Origin of the sequence: Arenimonas sp. SCN 70-307 (assembly GCF_001724815.1) — a bacterium.
Classification (GTDB): domain Bacteria; phylum Pseudomonadota; class Gammaproteobacteria; order Xanthomonadales; family Xanthomonadaceae; genus Arenimonas.
Genome location: NZ_MEDO01000035.1, coordinates 1 through 15774 on the forward strand (window position 1 = coordinate 1; position 15774 = coordinate 15774).

The window sequence follows — 15774 nt, forward strand, 5'->3', positions numbered from 1 at the left end:
GTCAGCGCCGCAGTCAGCGTCGTCTTGCCGTGGTCAACGTGACCGATGGTGCCCACGTTCACGTGGGGCTTGGTGCGCTCAAACTTACCCTTGGACATTTTCTGTCGCCTCTAATCTGGATTCTGGATACTGGGGATGGATCAGGACTTCTTGATGACCTGCTCGGCGATGTTCGCCGGGGCCTCTGCGTAGTGATCGAATTCCATCGTGAAGGTCGCGCGGCCCTGGGACATCGAGCGCATCGCGGTGGCGTAGCCGAACATCTCGCCCAGCGGGACCATCGCGTTGATGACCTTGCCCGACGGCGTGTCGTCCGAACCCTGCAGGATGCCGCGACGACGGCTCAGGTCGCCCATCACGTCGCCCATGTAGTCCTCGGGGGTCACGACCTCGACCTTCATGATCGGCTCGAGCAGGACCGGGCTGGCCTTCATGAAGCCTTCCTTGAAGGCCATGGAGCCGGCGACCTTGAACGCCATTTCGTTCGAGTCGACGTCATGGAACGAGCCGTCGACGGCCTTGATCTTGACGTCCACCACCGGGAAGCCGGCGAGCACGCCATTCTTCATGGCCTCTTCGATGCCCTTGCCCGCGGCAACGACGTATTCCTTCGGAACCACGCCGCCGACGATCGAGTTCTCGTAGACGTAGCCGGTACCGCGCTCGCCCGGCTCCATCTCGATGACGATGTGGCCGTACTGGCCGCGACCGCCCGACTGGCGCACGAACTTGCCTTCCTGCTTGAGCGCCTTGCGGATGGTCTCGCGGTAGGCGACCTGCGGCTTGCCGACGTTCGCCTCGACGTTGAACTCGCGCTTCATGCGGTCGACGATGATGTCGAGGTGCAGCTCGCCCATGCCCGAGATGATCGTCTGGCCCGACTCTTCGTCGGTGCGCACGCGGAAGGACGGATCCTCCTGCGCCAGGCGGCCGAGGGCGATGCCCATCTTCTCCTGGTCGGACTTGGTCTTGGGCTCGACGGCCATCGAGATGACCGGCTCGGGGAAGGTCATGCGCTCGAGCACGATCGGGTGCTCCTGGGCGCACAGGGTGTCACCGGTGGTGACGTCCTTGAGGCCCACGGCCGCGGCGATGTCGCCGGCCAGCACTTCCTTGATCTCGTCGCGCTGGTTCGAGTGCATCTGCAGCAGGCGGCCGATGCGCTCCTTCTTGCCCTTGACCGAGTTCAGCACCTGGTCGCCGGCGCTGAGGGTGCCGGAGTAGACGCGGAAGAAGGTCAGCGAGCCGACGAACGGGTCGGTCATGATCTTGAACGCGAGGGCCGAGAACGGGGCCTTGTCGCTGGACTCGCGGCTCAGCTCCTTGGTCTCGTCGTCGATGTCGACGCCGCGCACGGCCGGCACGTCGACCGGCGACGGCAGCAGCTTGACGACGCCGTCGAGCATCGCCTGCACGCCCTTGTTCTTGAACGCCGAGCCGCAGAACATCGGCACGATCTCGGTGCTCAGGCAGCGCTGGCGCAGGCCACCGATGATCTCGTCCTCGGACAGGTCGCCGCCCTCGAGGTACTTGTCCATGAGCTCTTCGCTGGCCTCGGCCGCGGACTCGATCATGAACGCGCGCGCCTCGTTGGCCACCTCGACCAGGTCGGCCGGGATGTCGCGGTACTCGAAATTCAGGCCCTGCGAAGCGGCATCCCAGTGGATGGCCTTCATCTTGAGCAGGTCGACCACGCCCTCGAAGCCGTCTTCGGCGCCGATCGGCACCTGCATCGGCACCGGCACGGCGCCCAGGCGCGACTTCAGCTGGTCACGGACCTTGAAGAAGTTGGCGCCGGTGCGGTCCATCTTGTTGACGAACGCGATGCGCGGCACGCGGTACTTGTTGGCCTGGCGCCACACGGTCTCCGACTGCGGCTGCACGCCGCCAACGGCGCACAGCACGAACACCGCGCCGTCGAGCACGCGCAGCGAACGCTCGACTTCGATGGTGAAGTCGACGTGGCCCGGGGTGTCGATGATGTTGAAGCGGTGCTCGGGGAAGGTCTTGTCCATGCCCTTCCAGAAGGCGGTGGTGGCCGCCGACTGGATGGTGATGCCGCGCTCCTGCTCCTGCTCCATCCAGTCCATGGTCGCGGCGCCGTCGTGCACTTCACCGATCTTGTGGCTCTTGCCGGTGTAGAACAGGATGCGCTCGGACGTGGTGGTCTTGCCGGCATCAATGTGGGCCATGATGCCGAAGTTGCGGTAACGCTCGATGGGGGTAGTACGTGCCACGGGGGAGGTCCTTCTCTGTGTTACCAGCGGTAGTGCGAGAAGGCCTTGTTGGCCTCCGCCATGCGGTGGGTTTCCTCGCGCTTCTTGACGGCGCCGCCACGGTTCTCGGCGGCTTCAAGGAGCTCGGCGGCCAGCTTGCGCGGCATGGTGTTCTCGCCGCGCTTGCGCGCCGACTCGATCACCCAGCGCATGGCCAGCGCCATCCGGCGCGACGAACGGACTTCGACCGGGACCTGGTAGGTCGCGCCGCCGACGCGGCGGGACTTGACCTCGACCGCCGGGGCGACGTTGCCCAGCGCTTTCTCGACCAGGCCGAGGGCGTCGGAGTTCTTCTCGCCAATGACGTCCATGGCGCCGTAGACGATCTTCTCGGCGATCGACTTCTTGCCGGACTTCATGACCATGTTGATGAAGCGCGCGACGACTTCGCTTCCGTGCTTCGGGTCCGGGAGGACCGAACGGGTACCGGGAGAACCTTTACGGGACATGATGCTTGCCTAAATTTTTGGTATTCGGATGGCTATCGCTGCGGCCTGGGCCGCGCGATCAGGACTTCGGACGCTTGGCGCCGTACTTGGAGCGGGCCTGGCGACGCTTGGCGACGCCGGCGGCGTCGAGCGAGCCGCGCACGGTGTGGTAGCGCACGCCCGGCAGGTCCTTGACGCGACCGCCGCGGATCAGGACCACCGAGTGCTCCTGAAGGTTGTGGCCTTCGCCGCCGATGTACGAGATGACCTCGAAACCGTTGGTGAGGCGGACCTTGGCCACCTTGCGAAGGGCCGAGTTCGGCTTCTTCGGGGTCGTGGTGTACACGCGGGTGCACACGCCACGACGCTGCGGGCAGTTGGCCAGCGCCGGGGAGGCGCTCTTGTAGGTATTGGGCTGACGCGGCTTGCGCACCAGCTGATTGATCGTCGCCATGCTTGGGGATCCTGGATAAAGAACAAGGCAGGCCGGAAACCGGCCCACCGAGAAGCGGGAGTTTACTTCGCGTTAAACGGACCTGTCAACGAGCGACAGGTCGCGTCATTCTGGTTTCCATCGTCCCTGAACCGGACACGAGGGAACGTCCTGTTCCCTCTTTCCGGATGTGGGCAAGCTATCGGCGAGCTTGCCAGCGCACTAGGTCAGCCTTCGGAGCCGGCTTCTTCGGTAGTCTCAGTGGCCGTCGAGACGGCCCGCAAGGTCTCCAGTTCGGAATCGGAAAGCTCCGGCAGCGCGGCCTGGCGCCGCTTGTTGTGGTAAGCCAGGCCCGTACCCGCCGGAATGAGGCGGCCGACGATAACGTTTTCCTTCAGGCCCCGCAAGCTGTCGCGGGTACCGCGCACGGCGGCCTCGGTCAGCACGCGGGTGGTTTCCTGGAAGGAGGCCGCCGAGATGAACGACTCGGTCGCCAGCGAGGCCTTGGTGATGCCCAGCAGGACCGGCTCGTACTTCGCCGGCAGCTCGTTCTTGGCGACGGCCTTGGCATTCTCCTCGACCACCCTGACCTTCTCGGCCTGCTCGCCAGCCATGAAGCGGCTGTCGCCGGCGTCGGTAATCTCGACCTTGCGCAGCATCTGGCGAATGATCACCTCGATGTGCTTGTCGTTGATCTTGACGCCCTGCAGGCGGTAGACGTCCTGGATTTCCTTGACCAGGTAGGCCGCCAGCGGCTCGACGCCCAGCAGGCGCAGGATGTCCTGCGGGTTCGGCTCGCCGTCCACCACGGTCTCGCCCTTGGCGATGTGCTCGCCTTCGTAGACGATGACCTGGCGGTACTTCGGGATGAGCTCTTCGTGCTCGTTGCCCTCGGCGTCCTTGATGATCAGCCGCTGCTTGCCCTTGGTGTCCTTGCCGAAGCTGATGATGCCCGAGACCTCGGCCAGCACCGCCGGGTCCTTCGGCTTGCGGGCCTCGAACAGGTCGGCCACGCGCGGCAGGCCGCCCGTGATGTCGCGGGTCTTGGACGCTTCCTGCGGCACCTTGGTCACCACGTCGCCCACGCCGACGGCGGCGCCGTCCTGCAGGTTGACGACCGAGCGCGGCGGCAGCAGGTACTGCGCCGGCAGGTCGGTGCCCGGGATGCTCAGGTCGTTGCCCTTGGCGTCGACGATGCGCACGATCGGGCGCAGGTCCTTGCCGGCCGAGCCGCGGCGCTTGGGATCGGTGATCTCGCGCGAGGCCAGGCCGGTGAGCTCGTCGGTCTTCTCGATGACGGTGACGCCGTCGACGAAGTCGATGAAGCGCACGAAGCCCGCCACTTCCGACACGATCGGGTGGTTATGCGGGTCCCAGGTGGCGACGGCCTGGCCGGCCTTCACCGCATCGCCGTCCTTGACGTTGATGACGGCGCCGTACGGGAGCTTGTAGCGCTCGCGCTCGCGGCCGTGGTTGTCGAGCACCGACAGCTCGCCCGAACGCGACACCGCCACCAGGTGGCCCTTGTCGTGCTGGACGTGCTTGAGGTTGTTGAACTTGATGGTGCCGGTGGTCTTGACCGTGATGTTGTCCACGGCGGCCGCACGCGAAGCCGCGCCGCCGATATGGAACGTACGCATGGTCAGCTGCGTGCCGGGCTCGCCGATCGACTGGGCCGCGACGACGCCGACGGCCTCGCCGAGGTTGACGATGTGGCCACGGGCCAGGTCGCGGCCGTAGCAGTGGGCGCAGATGCCGAAGGCGCTCTCGCAGCTCATCGCCGAACGCACCTTGATCGACTGCACGCCGGCGGTCTCGAGCTTGTCGACCCAGGCTTCGTCGAGCAGCGTGTTGCGGGTGACGATCGGATCCTCGTCGTTGCCCGGCAGGTACACGTCCTCGGCCACGATGCGACCCAGCACGCGGTCGCGCAGCGGCTCGACCACGTCGCCGCCTTCCACGATCGGGGTCATGGTCAGGCCGTTGGTGGTGCCGCAATCGGACTCGGTGACCACCACGTCCTGGGCGACGTCGACCAGGCGGCGGGTGAGGTAACCGGAGTTCGCGGTCTTCAGCGCGGTGTCCGCGAGGCCCTTGCGGGCGCCGTGGGTCGAGATGAAGTACTGCAGGACGTTCAGGCCCTCGCGGAAGTTCGCGGTGATCGGCGTCTCGATGATCGAGCCGTCCGGGCGGGCCATCAGGCCGCGCATGCCCGCCAGCTGGCGGATCTGCGCCTGCGAACCACGGGCGCCGGAGTCGGCCATGATGTAGACCGAGTTCATCGACTTCTGGTCGACGGTCTGGCCCTGCACATTGGCCACCTTGTCGGTGCCGATGGCTTCCATCATCGCCTTGGCCACGCGCTCGTTGGTGCGCGACCAGATGTCCACGACCTTGTTGTAGCGCTCGCCGGCGGTGACCAGGCCGCTCTGGTACTGCTCCTGGATCTCCAGGACCTCGGCCTCGGCCTCGGCCAGGATGTCCTTCTTCTCCGGCGGGATGATCATGTCGTCGATGCCGATCGACACGCCCGCGCGGGTGGCGAACGAGAAGCCGGTGTACATCAGCTTGTCGGCGAAGATGACCGTGTGCTTCAGGCCCAGCATGCGGTAGCACGAGTTGATCAGGCGGCTGATGGCCTTCTTGGTCAGCTCGGTGTTGGCCAGCGCGAACGGCAGGCCGTCCGGCAGGATCTCGGCCAGCAGGGCGCGGCCGACCGTCGTCTCGACGATGGCCGACTTCAGGTGGCGCTCGCCGTTCTCGTCGATCTCCTCGCGCTTGATGCGCACCTTGACCTTGGCGTGCAGCTCGGCCACACGGTTGTCGTAGGCGCGGCGCGCCTCGCCGACGTTTGCGAACACCATGCCCTCGCCCTTCTTGTTCTCGAGCGCGCGGGTCATGTAGTACAGGCCCAGGACGACGTCCTGGGTCGGCACGATGATCGGCTCGCCGTTGGCGGGCGACAGGATGTTGTTGGACGACATCATCAGCGCGCGGGCTTCCAGCTGGGCCTCGAGGCTCAGCGGGACGTGCACGGCCATCTGGTCGCCGTCGAAGTCGGCGTTGAACGCGGTGCAGACCAGCGGGTGCAGCTGGATGGCCTTGCCCTCGATCAGCACCGGCTCGAAGGCCTGGATGCCCAGGCGGTGCAGGGTCGGGGCGCGGTTGAGCAGGACCGGGTGCTCGCGGATGACCTCCTCGAGGATGTCCCAGACCTCGGCCGACTCACGCTCGACCAGCTTCTTGGCCGCCTTGATGGTGGTGGCCAGGCCGCGGCGCTGCAGCTTGGCGAAGATGAAGGGCTTGAACAGCTCCAGCGCCATCTTCTTCGGCAGGCCGCACTCGTGCAGGCGCAGGGTCGGGCCGACCACGATGACCGAACGGCCGGAGTAGTCGACGCGCTTGCCCAGCAGGTTTTGGCGGAAGCGGCCCTGCTTGCCCTTGATCATGTCGGCCAGCGACTTGAGCGGGCGCTTGTTGGTGCCGGTGATGGCGCGGCCGCGGCGGCCGTTGTCCATCAGGGCGTCCACCGACTCCTGCAGCATGCGCTTCTCGTTGCGCACGATGATGTCGGGCGCGTTGAGCTCGAGCAGGCGCTTGAGGCGGTTGTTGCGGTTGATGACGCGACGGTAGAGGTCGTTGAGGTCGGAGGTCGCGAAGCGGCCGCCGTCCAGCGGCACCAGCGGACGCAGGTCCGGCGGCAGCACCGGCAGCACCGTCATCACCATCCACTCCGGGCGGTTGCCCGAGTCGATGAAGGCCTCCATCAGCTTGATGCGCTTGGTGAGGCGCTTGAGCTTGGTCTCGGAGTTGGTGGCGGCGATCTCTTCCTTCAGGCGCAGCAGCTCGGCGTTGAGGTCGATCGTGCGCAGCAGGTGGTAGACCGCCTCGGCGCCCATCAGGGCGTCGAAGTCGTCGCCATGCTCCTGGCGCGCGGTCAGGAACTGCTCCTCGGTGAGCAGCTGGCCGCGCTCGAGCGTGGTCAGGCCCGGCTCGATGACCACGTAGGCCTCGAAGTACAGGATGCGCTCGATGTCACGCAGGGTCATGTCCAGCATCAGGCCGATGCGCGAGGGCAGCGACTTGAGGAACCAGATGTGCGCGGTCGGGCTGGCCAGCTCGATGTGGCCCATGCGCTCGCGGCGCACCTTGGCCAGCGTCACTTCCGTGCCGCACTTCTCGCAGACCACGCCACGGTGCTTCATGCGCTTGTACTTGCCGCACAGGCACTCGTAGTCCTTGATCGGGCCGAAGATCGCGGCGCAGAACAGGCCGTCGCGCTCGGGCTTGAAGGTACGGTAGTTGATGGTCTCCGGCTTCTTGACTTCGCCGAACGACCACGAACGGATCAGGTCCGGCGAAGCCAGGCCGATCTTGATGCCGTCGAAATCCAGCGACTGGCGCTGCTGGTTGAACAGATTCAGTAGATCTTTCATTTTTGGTTCTCCTGTTCCCGGCGCCCTATCACTGCTCTTCCAGCTCGATGTTGATAGCCAGCGAGCGGATTTCCTTGACCAGCACGTTGAACGACTCCGGCATGCCGGCGGTCATCTCGTGTTCGCCATCGACGATGTTCTTGTACATCTGGTTGCGGCCCTGCACGTCGTCCGACTTGACGGTCAGCATTTCCTGCAGGGTGTACGCCGCGCCGTAGGCCTCGAGGGCCCACACTTCCATCTCGCCGAAGCGCTGGCCGCCGAACTGCGCCTTGCCGCCCAGCGGCTGCTGGGTGACGAGCGAGTACGGGCCGGTCGAGCGGGCGTGCATCTTGTCGTCGACCAGGTGGTTGAGCTTGAGCATGTGCATGTAGCCCACGGTCACCGGGCGGTCGAACGCCTCGCCGGTGCGGCCGTCGAACAGCGTGGTCTGACCGCTCTCGGGGAGCTCGGCCAGCTTGAGCATCGACTTGATCTCGGCCTCGGCGGCGCCGTCGAAGACCGGGGTGGCCATCGGCACGCCGTCGGTGAGGTTGCGGGCCAGGCCCAGCAGCTCGGCATCGCTGAACTGGGACAGGTCGACGCGGTCGCCGGCCAGCTTCTTGTCGTGGTTGTAGATCTGGTCGAGGAACTTGCGCAGTTCGGCGACCTTCTCCTGGGCCTCGAGCATGCGCTGGATCTTCTGGCCCAGGCCCTTGGCGGCCCAGCCCAGGTGGACTTCCAGCACCTGGCCGATGTTCATTCGGCTCGGCACGCCCAGCGGGTTGAGGACGATGTCCACGGTCTGGCCGTCGGCCATGTAGGGCATGTCCTGCACCGGCACGATGGTGGACACGACGCCCTTGTTGCCGTGGCGGCCGGCCATCTTGTCGCCCGGCTGGATGCGGCGCTTCACGGCCAGGAAGACCTTGACCATCTTGAGCACGCCCGGGGCGAGGTCGTCGCCCTGGGTGATCTTGCCGCGCTTGTCCTGGAAGCGCTTCTCGAATTCCTTCTCGTGGGCTTCGATCTGCTTCTGGGCGCGCTCGACCATCTCGGCCGCGTCCTCGTCCTTCATGCGGATCGAGAACCAGTCGTCCTTCTTCAGGCCGTCGAGGTACTCGCCGGTGATCTCGGCGCCCTTCTTCAGGCCGTTCGGGCCGCCGTTGGCGACCTTGCCGACCAGCTGGGTGCGCAGGCGGGCGTAGATGGCGCCCTCGAGGATGCGGAACTGGTCGTCGAAGTCCTTCTTGACGCGCTTGATCTCGGATTCCTCGATCTGGCGCGCGCGCTTGTCCTTCTCGATGCCGTCGCGGGTGAAGACCTGCACGTCGATGACGGTGCCGTCCATGCCCGGGGGCACGCGCAGCGAGCTGTCCTTAACGTCGGAGGCCTTCTCGCCGAAGATGGCGCGAAGCAGCTTCTCTTCCGGGGTCAGCTGGCTCTCGCCCTTCGGGGTGACCTTGCCGACCATGATGTCGCCGGCGCGCACTTCCGCGCCGATGTACACCACGCCCGACTCGTCCAGGCGGCCCAGGGCCTGCTCGGAGACGTTCGGGATGTCGGCGGTGATCTCCTCGGGACCGAGCTTGGTGTCGCGCGCGACGCAGGTCAGCTCTTCGATGTGGATCGTGGTGTAGCGATCCTGCTCGACCACGCGCTCGGAGAGCAGGATCGAGTCCTCGAAGTTGTAGCCGTTCCACGGCATGAACGCGACCAGCATGTTCTGGCCCAGGGCCAGCTCGCCGATGTCGGTGGACGGGCCGTCGGCCAGCACGTCGCCGCGGGCCACGCGGTCGCCCACGTTCACCAGCGGACGCTGGTTGATGCAGGTGTTCTGGTTCGAGCGGGTGTACTTGACCAGCGTGTAGATGTCGACGCCGGCGTCGTTGCCGTGGATCTCGCTCTCGTTGACGCGCACCACGATGCGGCCCGCGTCGACCTGGTCGATCACGCCGCCGCGCAGGGCGTTGACGGTGACGCCCGAGTCACGCGCCACGGCGCGCTCGATGCCGGTGCCGACCAGCGGCTTCTGGGCGCGCAGGGTCGGGACGGCCTGGCGCTGCATGTTCGCGCCCATCAGGGCGCGGTTGGCGTCGTCGTGCTCGATGAAGGGCACCAGCGCGGCCGCGACCGACACCGACTGCATCGGCGAGACGTCCATGTACTGGATCTCGCTCGGCGGCTTGAGCAGGGTCTCGGCCTGGAAGCGGCAGGGCACGAACGGGGCCTGGAAGCTGCCGTCCTTGTTGAGCTCGGCGTTGGCCTGGGCGATGGCGTACTCGTGCTCCTCGATGGCCGACAGGAACTCGACCTGGTCGGTGACCTTGCCGTCCACGACCTTGCGGTACGGGGTTTCGAGGAAACCGTACTTGTTCGAGCGGGCGTACACGGCCAGCGAGTTGATCAGGCCGATGTTCGGGCCTTCCGGGGTCTCGATGGTGCAGACGCGGCCGTAGTGGGTCGGGTGCACGTCGCGCACTTCGAAGCCGGCGCGCTCGCGGGTCAGGCCGCCCGGGCCAAGGGCCGACACGCGGCGCTTGTGGGTGACTTCCGAGAGCGGGTTGTTCTGGTCCATGAACTGCGACAGCTGCGAGGAGCCGAAGAACTCCTTGATCGCGGCGGCCACCGGCTTGGCGTTGATCAGGTCCTGCGGGGTCAGGCCGTCGGACTCGGCCAGCGACAGGCGCTCCTTCACGGCGCGCTCGACGCGCACCAGGCCGACGCGGAACACGTTCTCGGCCATCTCGCCGACCGAACGCACGCGGCGGTTGCCCAGGTGGTCGATGTCGTCGACGATGCCGCGGCCGTTGCGGATTTCGCAAAGCGTGCGGATGACGTCGAGGATGTCGGAGGTCTCGCCGAGCTCGGCGACCAGCGACTTGGCCATCTCGTCGTTGCGCTCGGCGAAGTACTTGTGGTCGAACAGCACGGGCGCGCCGGTGGTTTCCTTGCGGCCCACGCGGCGGTTGAACTTCATGCGGCCCACGCCCGAGAGGTCGTAGCGCTCGAAGGTGAAGAACAGGTTGTAGAACAGGTTCTGCGCGGCGTCCTTGGTCGGCGGCTCGCCCGGGCGCATCATGCGGTAGATCTCGACCAGGGCCTCGAGCTGGGTCTTGGTCGGGTCGATGCGCAGGGTGTTGGACAGGTACGGAGGGTGCCGATGGTGTCGATGCCGGCCTTGCGCAGCTTCTCGACGTTGGCCTCGTTGAGCTCGTCGTTGGCCACGGCCAGCACTTCGCCCGACTTGGTGTCGATGACGTCGTGGGCCAGGATGCGGCCGTACAGGTACTCGTCCGGCACCGCGAGGGTGTCGACCTTGGCCTGCTCGAGCTGCTTGACGTGGCGCGCGGTGATGCGCTTGCCGGCCTCGACGACGACCTTGCCGCCGATCACCAGGTCGAAGTTCAGGGTCTCGCCGCGCAGGCGCTCGGCCACCAGCTCCAGCTCCACGCCGTCCTTCTTGGCGATGTGGAAGGTGTTGATGTCGAAGAAGAGCTTGAGCATCTCCTCGTTGTTGTAGCCGAGGGCGCGCAGCAGGATCGACACCGGCAGCTTGCGGCGGCGGTCGATGCGGGTGAACACGCAGTCCTTGGGGTCGAACTCGAAGTCGAGCCAGGAACCACGGTAGGGAATGATGCGGGCGCTGTAGAGCAGCTTGCCCGAGCTGTGGGTCTTGCCGCGGTCGTGGTCGAAGAACACGCCCGGCGAGCGGTGCAGCTGCGAGACGATGACGCGCTCGGTGCCGTTGACGATGAAGGTGCCGTTGTCGGTCATCAGGGGCAGCTCGCCCATGTAGACCTCCTGCTCCTTCACGTACTTGATGGCCTTGGTCGACGACTCGCGGTCGTAGATGACCAGGCGCACGGTCACGCGCAGCGGGGCGCCGTAGGTCAGGCCGCGGTTGCGGCACTCGCGCTCGTCGAACGGGGGCTCGCCGAGCTTGTAGCTCACGTACTCCAGGGCGGCATTGCCCGAGTAGCTCGTGATCGGGAACACCGACTTGAGGGCGGCGTGCAGGCCGCGGTCTTCGCGCTTGTCGCCGTTGGCGCCTTCCTGCAGGAACTCGCGGTACGAGTCCATCTGGATGGCCAGCAGGTACGGCACGTCAAGGACGGCGCGGCGCTTGCCGAAGTCCTTGCGGATGCGCTTCTTTTCGGTGAAGGAGTACGTCATGGTGAGCTACCGCCTCGGGTATCTGTGGTCCGCGCGTCCGCGGCCCTTGGGGGAACGTCAAACTGCCAGTGGGAAGTCGCTGGTATTGCCGGCACCAGCACGCCCTCTCCCGCTACTTCACACTGGCAACTCGCCTGTCTTGCAACGGCCGCTCCAGGAACGGCCAAAGGCCGGGGGCTTTCGCCCCCAGCCTCAGGTGGTCGCCGATGACATCCGGCGACGCAATGAAGCGCTTACTTGAGCTCAACCGTGGCGCCGGCAGCCTCGAGGTCCTTCTTGAACTTCGCGGAATCGTCCTTGGAGACGCCTTCCTTGACGGTCTGCGGGGCGCCTTCGACGAGGTCCTTGGCTTCCTTCAGGCCCAGGCCGGTGATGGCGCGGATGGCCTTGATGACCTCGACCTTCTTCTCGCCGGCAGCCTTCAGGATGACGGTGAACTCGGTCTGCTCCTCGGCCGGGGCGGCGGCGGCGGCCGGGCCGGCGGCCATCATGACCGGGGCGGCGGCGGAGACGCCGAACTTCTCTTCGATGGCCTTGACCAGCTCCATGACTTCCATCAGGGACTTGGCGGCGATGGCCTCGACGATCTGCTCGTTGGAAAGGGACATTTTGATTACCTCTGGATATTTATCTGGATGGTTTGGATATCAGCGGATCGTCGCTCAGGCGGTTTCCGCCGCGGCCTCGGCCGGGGCTTGATCACCACCACCGCCCTGCTTGTCGGCCACGGCCTTGACGGCGCGGGCGAACATGGCGGCCGGCTCGGCCAGGACGCGGGCCAGCATGGCCAGGGCCTGTTCGCGGGTCGGCAGCGAGGCGAGGACTTCGACGTGGCTGGCCGGGTACAGCTGGCCGCCGACGGCGACCACCTTCGGCTGCAGCTTGTCGTTGCCCTTGGCGAACTCCTTGATCAGGCGACCGGCGGCGCCGGGCTCCTCGAGCGAGAACGCATACAGCAGCGGGCCGACGAGCACGTCCTTGACGCACTCGTATTCCGTGCCGGCGACGGCGCGGGTGGCCAGGGTGTTCTTCACTACCTTGAGGAACACGCCCGACTCACGGGCCTTCTTGCGCATCGCGGTCAGCTGGCTGACCGTGGTGCCTGCGTACTCAGCTGCGATCAGGGAGTGCGCCTTGGCGGCAACGTCCGCCAGCTCGGCGACAACTTCTTGCTTTTGGGACAGATTAAGAGCCATTGCACTCCTCCAATTGGACTCCACCCGCGGCTCCAGCCGCTGGTGGTCTTGGGCGACGCCGTTCCCTCGGCGTCGGGGACGCGGATGCGTCCCGGTGGTGGCCACTCCAGATTTCTCCAGGAGGCGGCACCATCTACGCAGGCCCGGCTTCGTTGGAAGCGCGGATTAAGCGATCCCGCTTGCGGCGACGGCGATTCCTTGCCTTTCGTGCATCCCTGCCCGACGTCGACGCGCGCTGACCGCACCTGCGGTCTTTGATGGCTCCGTCGCGGACGCGTCCGCGGCGGCGCCTTCAAAACTCTGGCCGGCCGGGGTCGCGACCCCGGCCGGCCTGGAACGATTACTTCGCCAGCGACAGCGAGGACTGGTCGATGACCACGCCCACGCCCATCGTCGAGCTCAGCGAGACCTTCTGCAGGTACTGGCCCTTGGCGGCGGCCGGCTTGGCCTTCACCAGGTCGCCCAGCAGGGCGTGCAGGTTGGTCTTGAGGGACTCGGCGTCGAAGCTGGCCTTGCCGATGGTGCAGTGGATGATGCCGGCCTTGTCGGTGCGGTAGCGCACCTGGCCCGCCTTGGCGTTGCGCACGGCGCCGGCGGCGTCCGGCGACACGGTGCCGACCTTCGGGTTCGGCATCAGGCCGCGCGGGCCCAGCACCTGGCCGAGCTTGCCGACCACGCGCATGGCGTCCGGCGTGGCGATGACCACGTCGTAGTTCAGGTCGCCGGCCAGCATCTTGTCGGCCAGGTCGTCCATGCCGACCACGTCGGCGCCGGCGGCCAGGGCCTCGTCGGCCTTGGCGCCCGCCGGGCAGAACACGGCCACGCGCACCGACTTGCCGGTGCCGGCCGGCAGCACGGTCGAACCGCGCACCTGCTGGTCGGACTTCTTGGCATCCACGCCGAGGCGCACGGCCACGTCCACGGACTCGACGAACTTGGTCTTCGAGTTGGACTGGATGATCTTCAGGGCCTCGTCGATCGAGTAGGCCTTGCCCGGGACGACCTGGGCCTGCAGGGCCTTGTAACGCTTGGAAATCTTCGCCATGTCTTAGCCCTCCACCACGAGACCCATGCTGCGGGCGCTACCAGCAATGGTGCGCACCGCGGCGTCGAGCGAAGCCGCCGTCAGGTCGGGTTCCTTCGCCTTGGCGATGTCCTCGAGCTGCTTGCGGGTGACCTTGCCCACCTTCTCGGTGTTCGGACGCTTGGAGCCCGAGCTGATGCCGGCGGCCTTCTTGAGCAGCACGGTGGCCGGGGTGCTCTTGGTGACGAAGGTGAAGGTGCGGTCCGAGTACGCGGTGATGATCACCGGGGTCGGCAGGCCGGGCTCGAGCTTGGAGGTGGCGGCGTTGAACGCCTTGCAGAACTCCATGATGTTCAGGCCGCGCTGGCCCAGGGCCGGGCCGACCGGCGGCGAGGGGTTGGCCTGGCCGGCCTTCACCTGCAGCTTGATGTAACCAACTACTTTCTTAGCCATTGTCTTGTCTCCGGGTGCAAGCGCCTGTTGTCAGGCTCCCCATCGTGCCGGGTGGGTTCGTGCCCCGGCTTCCACGTGTTGCGAAACTCGCGTCAGGCCTTCTCGACCTGTCCGAACTCCAGCTCCACCGGGGTGGAACGGCCGAAGATCGACACCGCCACGCGCAGGCGGCTCTTTTCGTAATTGACTTCCTCGACCACGCCGTTGAAGTCGTTGAACGGGCCCTCGGTGACGCGGACCATCTCGCCCGGCTCGAACAGCACCTTGGGCTTGGGCTTGTCGGCACCGTCCTGCACGCGGCGGAGGATGACGTCGGCCTCGCGGTCCTGGATCGGCAGCGGGCGCTCGGCGGTGCCGCCGATGAAGCCCATCACCTTCGGGGTTTCCTTGATCAGGTGCCAGCTCTCGTCGTCGATGCGCGGGATGCCGGCCTCGTCGGTGGTCTCGATCTGCACCAGGACGTAGCCCGGGAAGAACTTGCGCTCGGACTTGCGCTTCTGGCCACCGCGCATCTCGACCACTTCCTCGGTCGGGACCAGCACCTGGCCGAACTTCTCCTGCATCCCGGCGCGCGCGATGCGCGTGTCGAGCGCGCGCTGCACCTGGTGCTCGAAGCCCGAGTAGGCGTGGACGACATACCAGCGCTTGGCCACGTTCTTAAGCTCCTTATTGACCCAGCAACAGCCGGATCGCCCACGAAATGACAAGGTCGAAGCCCGACAGGATCAGGCTGACGATGACGACCACCACCAGGATGACGCCGGTGGTGCGGGTGGCTTCCTGCCGGGTCGGCCAGACCACCTTGCGCAGCTCGAACATCGATTCGCTGATGAACTCGCGCGCCGCGCGGCCCTTGGCCGTCGCCGACATGATCGCCGCGCCGCCCGCCAGGCCCACCAGCACCAGCATCACGCGGGCGAGGGTCGGCCAGTCGGTCATCCAGTACAGCACCAGGCCGCCCACCGCGACGGCGAGGGCCAGGGCGTACTTGGCGATGTCGGCGGCGCTCGCCGCCTGATCTGAGTGTTCGACCTTCGTGTTCATTCGACTCTTGCCCGGCTGGTGCCGGTTGGTGGTGGTGGCCCCGGGGGACCACCGCCTGCGGATTGGCGCGCCAGGTAGGACTCGAACCTACAACCTGCGGTTTTGGAGACCGCTGCTCTGCCAGTTGAGCTACTGACGCAATGGCATTCCCTTAACGGGCGATGGCGGACCGCTTCCGGCCCGCCATTTCCCGGGTCACCCGACCGGCCGGGGCTGGCCGGGCGACGCGATTACTTGATGATCTTGGCAACCACGCCGGCGCCGACGGTGCGGCCGCCCTCGCGGATGGCGAAACGCAGGCCCTCGTCCATCGCGATCGGGGCGATCAG

Annotated in this window: 11 protein-coding genes, 1 tRNA gene and 2 pseudogenes; all 14 read right to left on the reverse strand. The window is 66.4% G+C overall.

The annotated features are described in order from the left end of the window. Window positions 1-98, reverse strand: a 98-nt coding sequence (locus ABS41_RS13690; protein WP_040429678.1) for a GTP-binding protein, incomplete at its 3' end; no start/stop codon positions are given. 42 nt (window positions 99-140) lie between these two features. After that, on the reverse strand, window positions 141-2237 hold the full coding sequence (fusA, locus tag ABS41_RS13695) for an elongation factor G (protein WP_290595183.1): 2097 nt from the start codon (window positions 2235-2237) through the stop codon (window positions 141-143). 20 nt (window positions 2238-2257) lie between these two features. Beyond that, a complete protein-coding gene (gene rpsG / locus ABS41_RS13700; protein ID WP_290595184.1) occupies window positions 2258-2725 on the reverse strand; it encodes a 30S ribosomal protein S7 in 468 nt (155 codons plus the stop codon). Window positions 2726-2783: 58 nt separating this feature from the next. After that, window positions 2784-3158, reverse strand: coding sequence for a 30S ribosomal protein S12 (gene rpsL / locus ABS41_RS13705; protein ID WP_034223951.1), 375 nt, complete (start codon window positions 3156-3158; stop codon window positions 2784-2786). A 206-nt stretch (window positions 3159-3364) separates the two neighbouring features. After that, a complete protein-coding gene (rpoC, locus tag ABS41_RS13710) occupies window positions 3365-7573 on the reverse strand; it encodes a DNA-directed RNA polymerase subunit beta' (RefSeq protein ID WP_290595187.1) in 4209 nt (1402 codons plus the stop codon). 28 nt (window positions 7574-7601) lie between these two features. After that, window positions 7602-11728: pseudogene (rpoB, locus tag ABS41_RS13715) on the reverse strand (DNA-directed RNA polymerase subunit beta). Window positions 11729-11961: 233 nt separating this feature from the next. After that, on the reverse strand, window positions 11962-12336 hold the full coding sequence (gene rplL / locus ABS41_RS13720) for a 50S ribosomal protein L7/L12 (RefSeq protein ID WP_290595189.1): 375 nt from the start codon (window positions 12334-12336) through the stop codon (window positions 11962-11964). 54 nt (window positions 12337-12390) lie between these two features. Next, on the reverse strand, window positions 12391-12924 hold the full coding sequence (rplJ, locus tag ABS41_RS13725) for a 50S ribosomal protein L10 (protein ID WP_290595191.1): 534 nt from the start codon (window positions 12922-12924) through the stop codon (window positions 12391-12393). A 340-nt stretch (window positions 12925-13264) separates the two neighbouring features. Then, on the reverse strand, window positions 13265-13969 hold the full coding sequence (rplA, locus tag ABS41_RS13730; protein WP_290595193.1) for a 50S ribosomal protein L1: 705 nt from the start codon (window positions 13967-13969) through the stop codon (window positions 13265-13267). A gap of 3 nt (window positions 13970-13972) precedes the next feature. Beyond that, window positions 13973-14401, reverse strand: coding sequence for a 50S ribosomal protein L11 (rplK, locus tag ABS41_RS13735; RefSeq protein WP_290595195.1), 429 nt, complete (start codon window positions 14399-14401; stop codon window positions 13973-13975). 92 nt (window positions 14402-14493) lie between these two features. Further along, window positions 14494-15054, reverse strand: a complete 561-nt coding sequence (gene nusG / locus ABS41_RS13740; protein ID WP_290595197.1) for a transcription termination/antitermination protein NusG — start codon at window positions 15052-15054, stop codon at window positions 14494-14496. A gap of 13 nt (window positions 15055-15067) precedes the next feature. Further along, complete coding sequence (secE, locus tag ABS41_RS13745) at window positions 15068-15445, reverse strand: preprotein translocase subunit SecE (protein ID WP_290595199.1); 378 nt, start codon at window positions 15443-15445, stop codon at window positions 15068-15070. Between the two features lie 63 nt (window positions 15446-15508). Further along, a tRNA-Trp gene (locus ABS41_RS13750) sits at window positions 15509-15584 on the reverse strand. Between the two features lie 91 nt (window positions 15585-15675). Continuing rightward, window positions 15676-15774, reverse strand: a pseudogene (locus tag ABS41_RS13755) (elongation factor Tu); the annotation flags it as partial.

Bases quoted from the DNA above. Each gene is read 5' to 3' on its own strand.
- secE (WP_290595199.1), bottom strand. From the start codon at position 15,445: ATGAACACGAAGGTCGAACACTCAGATCAGGCGGCGAGCGCCGCCGAC.
- rplJ (WP_290595191.1), bottom strand. From the start codon at position 12,924: ATGGCTCTTAATCTGTCCCAAAAGCAAGAAGTTGTCGCCGAGCTGGCG.
- rplL (WP_290595189.1), bottom strand. From the start codon at position 12,336: ATGTCCCTTTCCAACGAGCAGATCGTCGAGGCCATCGCCGCCAAGTCC.
- rplK (WP_290595195.1), bottom strand. From the start codon at position 14,401: ATGGCTAAGAAAGTAGTTGGTTACATCAAGCTGCAGGTGAAGGCCGGC.
- rpsL (WP_034223951.1), bottom strand. From the start codon at position 3,158: ATGGCGACGATCAATCAGCTGGTGCGCAAGCCGCGTCAGCCCAATACC.
- rplA (WP_290595193.1), bottom strand. From the start codon at position 13,969: ATGGCGAAGATTTCCAAGCGTTACAAGGCCCTGCAGGCCCAGGTCGTC.
- rpsG (WP_290595184.1), bottom strand. From the start codon at position 2,725: ATGTCCCGTAAAGGTTCTCCCGGTACCCGTTCGGTCCTCCCGGACCCG.
- rpoC (WP_290595187.1), bottom strand. From the start codon at position 7,573: ATGAAAGATCTACTGAATCTGTTCAACCAGCAGCGCCAGTCGCTGGAT.